This window comes from Terrabacter sp. P5_B1, assembly GCF_056400505.1.
Genome location: NZ_JBFULD010000255.1, coordinates 1 through 6239, shown reverse-complemented (window position 1 = coordinate 6239; position 6239 = coordinate 1). Strand labels below are relative to the sequence as shown.

Below are 6239 nucleotides of genomic sequence, written 5' to 3'. Positions count from 1 at the left end.
GTTTGAGGGTGCGGACCAGGGTCCGCGCGCCGGGGGTCAGCTCCACGGCCTCCCGCACCTCGTCCAGGACGGCGGCGGGCAGGCCGGCCAGCGTCGCCACCCGGGCGCGCAGCGACTCCTCGAAGTCGAGCTCGCCGGCCATCGCGCGGGCCGTCACCTCCGCGACCTCGGCCTCGCGGCCGCAGTGCGCCGCGAGCAGCTCGATGACCTCCTGCTGGATGAGGGTCGAGTCGACGTCGAGGACGACGAGGCGTCGGCCACGGCGGGCCAGGCCGCCCGGTGCGACCGCGATGTCGATGCCCTCGGACGTGGCGACCAGCGCGAGCTCGGTGCGCAGGGACGGCACGTCGGCGCCGGAGATGTCGAACTCCACGGTCGTCACGGGGTAGCGCGACAGACGACGGATGCGGTCGATGTTGGCGCCGTGGTCGGCGATCCGGGTGGTGACGAGGGAGACGGCGTCCGCGCTGAGCGGGGCGCCCAGGATGACGACGGCGGCGCGCCCGTGCCGCGAGCGTGCGTTGACGCCGGTGCCCTCGACGACGGTGAGCGTCAGGCCGAGGCGGTGGGCGGCAACCGCGGCGGCGTCGCGCAGCTGCTCGACGTGCACCCCGGGGCGCAGCAGGACCGTGAGCGTCAGATGGCCGTTGACGACGACCTGCTGGATGTCGAGGACCTGCGCGTCGACCCCGGACAGGGCTCCCAGCAGCGTTCCGGTCACACCGGGCCGGTCGTCTCCCGTCACGGTGACGCTCAGGGTCTGGATGTCCGTTCCGTCCGTGCTGTTCGCTTCGGTCACCGGGTCAGGGTAGTGACGCCGGGCGGGCGCCCGCGCCACCTTCCGGCATACGACCTGTCGTAGGCCGGGCCGCACCCTTCGTCGTCGGAGGGCGGCGAGGGTCAGCCGGTGCGTCCGGAGGGTTTCCTGCGAACGGCGTTGACCTCGTCGCGCCACTGCAGCAGGTCACGCACGCGCGCGAGGTCGGGGTGCGCCGCAGCGACGCTGGCCGTGAAGAGACGCGTCCCGATGTCGTGGAGCTGCTGGGCGTTGCTGGCGTAGTCACCCGACTGGTCGGGGTTGCGGCCCGGCACGAACGCGACGCCCGCCGACCGTTCGATCTCCAGCGGGTCCCGTCCGCGACGTGCGCACCACTCGTCGAGGACCCGGTGCTTGTGCGCGATCTCGTCGCGGTCGCCGAAACCGTGCCAGATGTCCGCGTGCTCGGCGACGATCCGGAGGGTCTTCCTCTCGCCGCCGCCGCCGATGAGGATCGGGATGTCGCGGGTCGGGGCCGGGTTGAGCCGTGTCCAGCGCTCGCGGATGATCGGCAGGTCGCGCGCCAGGTCGTCGAGGCGCCCACCGGCGGTGCGGAAGTCGTAGCCGTACTCGTCGTAGTCCAGCTGCTTCCAGCCCGAGCCGATGCCGAGGATGAGGCGTCCGCCGCTCATGTGGTCGACGGTGCGCGCCATGTCGGCGAGCAGGCTCGGGTTGCGGTAGCTGTTGCACGTCACGAGCGCGCCGATCTCGACGGCCTCGGTCGACTCGGCCCACGCCCCCAGCATGGTCCAGCACTCGAAGTGCAGCCCGCCCCGGTCACCACTCAGCGGGAAGAAGTGGTCCCAGTTGAGCAGGACGTCGACGCCCATCTCCTCGAGTGTCGCCGCGGTCCGCCGGATCTGGGCCCACGTCGCGTGCTGCGGTGGGATCTGGATACCGACGCGGGCCGGGCGCGGATCGCCAACGCTCGCAGGGGGATCGGGCTCTGTCCTGGTCCGGGCGTGGTCGGACGGGCTCACCGGGTGACGACCTGCCCCTTGCCCACCACGACGATCCCTGTCTCGGTGACGTGGAAGCCTCGGGCCTTGTCGTGCTCGTGGTCGATGCCGATCTGGCAGCCCTCCGGGATGACGACGTTCTTGTCGATGATGGCCCGACGGATCTGCGCGTGCCGGTTGACCTCGACGCCGTCGAGCAGCACCGAGCCCTGGATGCTGGCGTACGAGTGGACGTGCACGAGCGGCGAGAGCACGGAGGCGTAGATGTGGGCGCCCGAGACGACGACGCCGGGGGAGACCGCCGAGTTGAGGGCCTCGCCGATGCGGTCGCCGCTGCCGTGCACGAACTTCGCGGGCGGGTAGGGGCTGTGCTGGGTGTAGATGGGCCACTCGTAGTTGTAGAGGTTGAAGACCGGGTGGATCGAGATGAGGTCCATGTGCGCGTCGTAGTACGACTCGATGGTCCCGACGTCCCGCCAGTAGCCGCGGTCGCGGTCGGTCGCCCCCGGCACCTCGTTGTCCTTGAAGTCGTAGACGCCCGCTTCACCGCGCCCCACGAAGTAGGGCACGATGTCGCCGCCCATGTCGTGGTTCGAGTCGGTCTCGCGGTCGGTCGTCACGGCCTCCTCGAGGGCATCCGCGGTGAAGACGTAGTTGCCCATCGAGGCGAGCACCTCGTCGGGGTTGTCGGGCAGGCCCTTGGGGTCGCTCGGCTTCTCGAGGAACGCGGCGATCTTCGTCGGGTCGGCGTCGTCGACCTCGATGACGCCGAACTGGTTGGCGAGYGAGATCGGCTGACGGATCGCGGCAACGGTGCACGCGGCGCCCGACTCGATGTGCTGCTCGACCATCTGGCTGAAGTCCATGCGGTAGACGTGGTCCGCGCCCACGACGACGACGATGTCGGGTCGCTCGTCGTGCATGAGGTTGAGGCTCTGGTAGATCGCGTCGGCGCTGCCGAGGTACCAGTTCTTGTCGACACGCTGCTGGGCCGGCACGGTCGTGACGTAGTTGCCGAGGAGGGTCGACATGCGCCACGTCTTCGTCACGTGCGCGTCGAGGCTGTGCGACTTGTACTGCGTCAGCACGACGACCTGGAGGTAGCCGGAGTTGACGACGTTKGACAGCGCCAGGTCGATGAGCCGGTAGATGCCGGCGAACGGCACGGCGGGTTTGGCGCGGTCGGCGGTGAGCGGCATCAACCTCTTGCCCTCTCCGCCGGCGAGCACGATCGCGAGGACTTTCGGACCAGCAGCTGGGCTTCGTCGGGCCATGAGCGCCACCCTAGGGCAGCGGTCCGCCCGCTGACAGGTTCAGCACGCAAGATCGCCCGAGCTTTCCGCTTCGCGGGATGGAAGCGGCACTAGGGTCGGAACGTGCGCGTCGACATCCTCAGCAAGGAGTACCCGCCGGCCATCTACGGAGGCGCGGGTGTTCATGTGGCAGAACTCGTCCGGGCGTTGCGCTCCCGGGGCGACATCGACGTGCAGGTGCGCTGCTTCGGATCCCCGCGTGACGAGGCCGGCACGACGGCGTATGCCGACCTGACGGAGCTCGCCGGCGGCAACGCCGCGATGCAGACCCTCGGCGTCGACGTCAGCATGGCGGGCGACTGCGTCGGGGCTGACCTCGTCCACTCCCACACGTGGTACGCCAACATGGCCGGCCACCTCGCCTCGCTCCTCGGTGGCATGCCGCACGTCGTGACCGCGCACTCCCTCGAACCCATGCGGCCGTGGAAGGCCGAGCAGCTCGGAGGCGGCTACCGCGTGTCGTCGTGGGCCGAGCGCACGGCGTACGAGTCCGCAGCCGGCGTCGTCGCGGTCAGCGCCGGCATGCGCGAGGACATCCTCAAGAGCTACCCGTCCCTCGATCCGGCGCGGGTTCACGTGGTGCACAACGGGATCGACTCGCAGCTGTGGCAGGCCGACCGCTCGGCCGAGGCCACCGAGATCGTCCGCCGGTACGGCGTCGACCCCGACAAACGCTCGGTCGTCTTCGTCGGTCGCATCACCCGCCAGAAGGGACTGCCGTACCTGCTGCGCGCGTGCGCTCAGCTGCCGCCCGACGTCCAGCTCGTGCTCTGCGCCGGCGCCCCTGACACCCCGGAGATCCTCGCCGAGGTCGAGGGACTCATGAACGAGCTGCGGGCCCAGCGCGATGGCGTCGTCTGGATTCCCGACATGCTGCCGCGGCACGAGGTCGTGGCGCTGCTGAGCCATGGCACCGTCTTCGCCTGTCCGTCGGTCTACGAGCCGCTCGGCATCGTCAACCTCGAGGCGATGGCGTGCGAGCTCGCGGTCGTCGCGACGGCCACCGGCGGCATCCCGGAGGTCGTCGTCGACGGAGAGACCGGGTGGCTCGTGCCCATCGAGCAGGTCCAGGACGGCACGGGGACGCCGGTCGACCCGGACCGGTTCGTGGCCGACCTCGCGGCGGCGCTGACCGACGCGGTGTCGGACGTGGACCGCGCCCACGCCTTCGGTCGTGCCGGTCGTTCGAGGGCTGTCGACGCGTTCTCGTGGGCGTCCATCGGTGACCGCACGCTCGAGGTCTACCGGGCGGTCCTCGGCGCCTGAGCTCCCAGCGCGGCGCGCTCCGTCATGGAGCAGATCCAGGGTTGCTTGGCGATCTCTCGGGGGGATGTGACCATGGAGGACATGCTGACCATCGAGCTCGCCCGCCGGCTCTCCGACGCGGGACTGCGCTGGGAGCCGGTCTCCGGAGACCGTTTCGTCGTGCCCGTGAGCGGCATGGAGAACGACGTCTTCGTCATCAGTGAGATCACCGTCGACGTGCACCACTTCACCACCGGCGACGTCATCGGCTTCAACGGCACGACCGAGTGGGCCCTCGACAGCGTCGAGCAGGACAAGGTCGTGTGGCTGCCGCGCGAGGACCAGCTGCGCGACCTGCTCGGCGAGTCGTTCGTGTCGCTCGAACAGCTCGAGGGTGGGTATGCCGTGACGGCCCGGCGGCGTGACGGCGCGGTCGAGCGTCACGCCGACATCGACGCCGAACGCGCCTACGCGCGTGCGCTGCTCATGCGTCTCGAGACGTCCGCCCCCGAGGGTGAGCAGACCGCCTGAGTCACGCCTGAGTCACGCCTGCGTCACGCGGGGCGCCAGCCGGCGATCGACATGACCGCGACGTTCGTCGCGTCGGCGAGGGCCACGTCGGCATCGGCTGCGAGGTCGCGCAGGAGCCGCGTGCGGGTGGCCGTGGTCCCGGCGTCGAGCCCTCCCGAACCGAGGGAGGTCCTGTTGGCGTTGCGGTGGGCGACCCGGGAGAGGTTGGCCGCCAGCGACATCAGGCGCAGGGCGCGGCCGGCCGTGGCCGCCGGGATGCCCCAGAGGCCGGTGTCGAGGTCGGCCTGCGCCTCGGCGCGCGCCTCGTCGCCCCACGGGTGTCCGCCGACCTCGTCGAAGCGCTCGGTGTGCTCGCGCAGACGCGTCATGAGCTCGCGCTCGATCTCGCGCAGGTCGAGCATCTCCATCCGGTGCCGGGGCATCGGATCCGCCTCGTAGGCGGTCCAGTCCGCGCGCACACCGACGTCGCCCTCGGGTCCGAACTCGGAGAGCGTCGGGACGAGGATCCCCCCGATGCCGGCCACGAAGACGCACTCACCGGCGTCGGAGGCCGCAGCGGTGGCAGCGGCCGAGCCACGCGGCATACGACTGAGGTCTCCTGGACGGGGGAGGGCCACGAAGAGGGCCTGCTCCCCGAGGTCACGCCAGACGTCCAGTCGGGTGAGGTCGCCGGCGACGTGGTCGAGGTCGGGGAAGGCGCGGTCCAGGGCATCCGTCGTCCCGAGGTCGCCGCGCCACGAGGCCGTGGTCCACAGCGCCAGGCGCACGGACGCGGGCAGCTCGGACACCTCGCCATCCTAGGGTGCGCCGCGTCGGCGCCCCGGTGACCATTGCCATAGGGTCGAGCCATGAGCGACGTCCTCGCCTTCGCCGGAGTCACCGTTCGACGCGGTGCCTCGACGCTGCTCGACGACGTCACGTGGGAGGTCGAGGAGGGCGAGCGCTGGGTCGTGCTGGGCGCCAACGGTGCCGGCAAGACCACCCTGCTGCAGATTGCCGCCGCGCGCATGCACCCGTCCTCCGGCGTCGCGGGAGTCCTCGGGGAGGTCCTGGGCGCCGTCGACGTCTTCGAGCTGCGTCCCCGCATCGGCCTGGCGAGCTCGTCGATGGCCGAACGGATCCCCGCCGGGGAGCTCGTCGGCAACGTCGTCGTCACCGCTTCGTACGGCATCATCGGCCGGTGGCGCGAGACCTACGACCACGTCGACTACGTCCGCGCCATGGAGCTGCTCAAGGCGCTCGGCGCCGACCATCTGGCAGACCGCCCCTACGGGACCCTGAGCGAGGGGGAGCGCAAGCGCGTCCAGATCGCGCGGGCCCTGATGACCGACCCGGAGCTCATGCTCCTCGACGAGCCCGCCGCCGGGCTCGACC

Annotated in this window: 7 protein-coding genes; 3 read left to right on the top strand and 4 right to left on the bottom strand. The window is 70.9% G+C overall.

What is annotated here, in order from left to right:
* From AC1DP0_RS16395 to glgC, 3 genes are all read right to left on the bottom strand, one after another.
* The coding region (locus AC1DP0_RS16395; protein WP_478086163.1) for an ACT domain-containing protein at positions 1 to 799 on the bottom strand (799 nt) is incomplete at its 3' end.
* Between the two features lie 101 nt (positions 800 to 900).
* On the bottom strand, positions 901 to 1713 hold the full coding sequence (locus tag AC1DP0_RS16390; RefSeq protein ID WP_478086167.1) for an LLM class F420-dependent oxidoreductase: 813 nt from the start codon (positions 1711 to 1713) through the stop codon (positions 901 to 903).
* An 80-nt stretch (positions 1714 to 1793) separates the two neighbouring features.
* On the bottom strand, positions 1794 to 3050 hold the full coding sequence (gene glgC, locus AC1DP0_RS16385; RefSeq protein ID WP_478086161.1) for a glucose-1-phosphate adenylyltransferase: 1257 nt from the start codon (positions 3048 to 3050) through the stop codon (positions 1794 to 1796).
* Between the two features lie 102 nt (positions 3051 to 3152).
* Here glgC and glgA point away from each other — a divergent pair, with 102 nt between their 5' ends.
* Together glgA and AC1DP0_RS16375 are read left to right on the top strand one after the other, a co-directional pair.
* A complete protein-coding gene (gene glgA, locus AC1DP0_RS16380) occupies positions 3153 to 4355 on the top strand; it encodes a glycogen synthase (protein ID WP_478086159.1) in 1203 nt (400 codons plus the stop codon).
* A gap of 72 nt (positions 4356 to 4427) precedes the next feature.
* On the top strand, positions 4428 to 4865 hold the full coding sequence (locus AC1DP0_RS16375) for a pilus assembly protein CpaE (RefSeq protein WP_478086157.1): 438 nt from the start codon (positions 4428 to 4430) through the stop codon (positions 4863 to 4865).
* Between the two features lie 23 nt (positions 4866 to 4888).
* On the opposite strand, the gene AC1DP0_RS16370 is transcribed toward AC1DP0_RS16375, so the two are convergent.
* A complete protein-coding gene (locus tag AC1DP0_RS16370) occupies positions 4889 to 5653 on the bottom strand; it encodes a hypothetical protein (protein ID WP_478086155.1) in 765 nt (254 codons plus the stop codon).
* 60 nt (positions 5654 to 5713) lie between these two features.
* Between AC1DP0_RS16370 and AC1DP0_RS16365 the strand changes: the two genes are divergently transcribed.
* Positions 5714 to 6239: ABC transporter ATP-binding protein (locus AC1DP0_RS16365; protein WP_478086150.1), on the top strand; the 526-nt coding region annotated here is incomplete at its 3' end.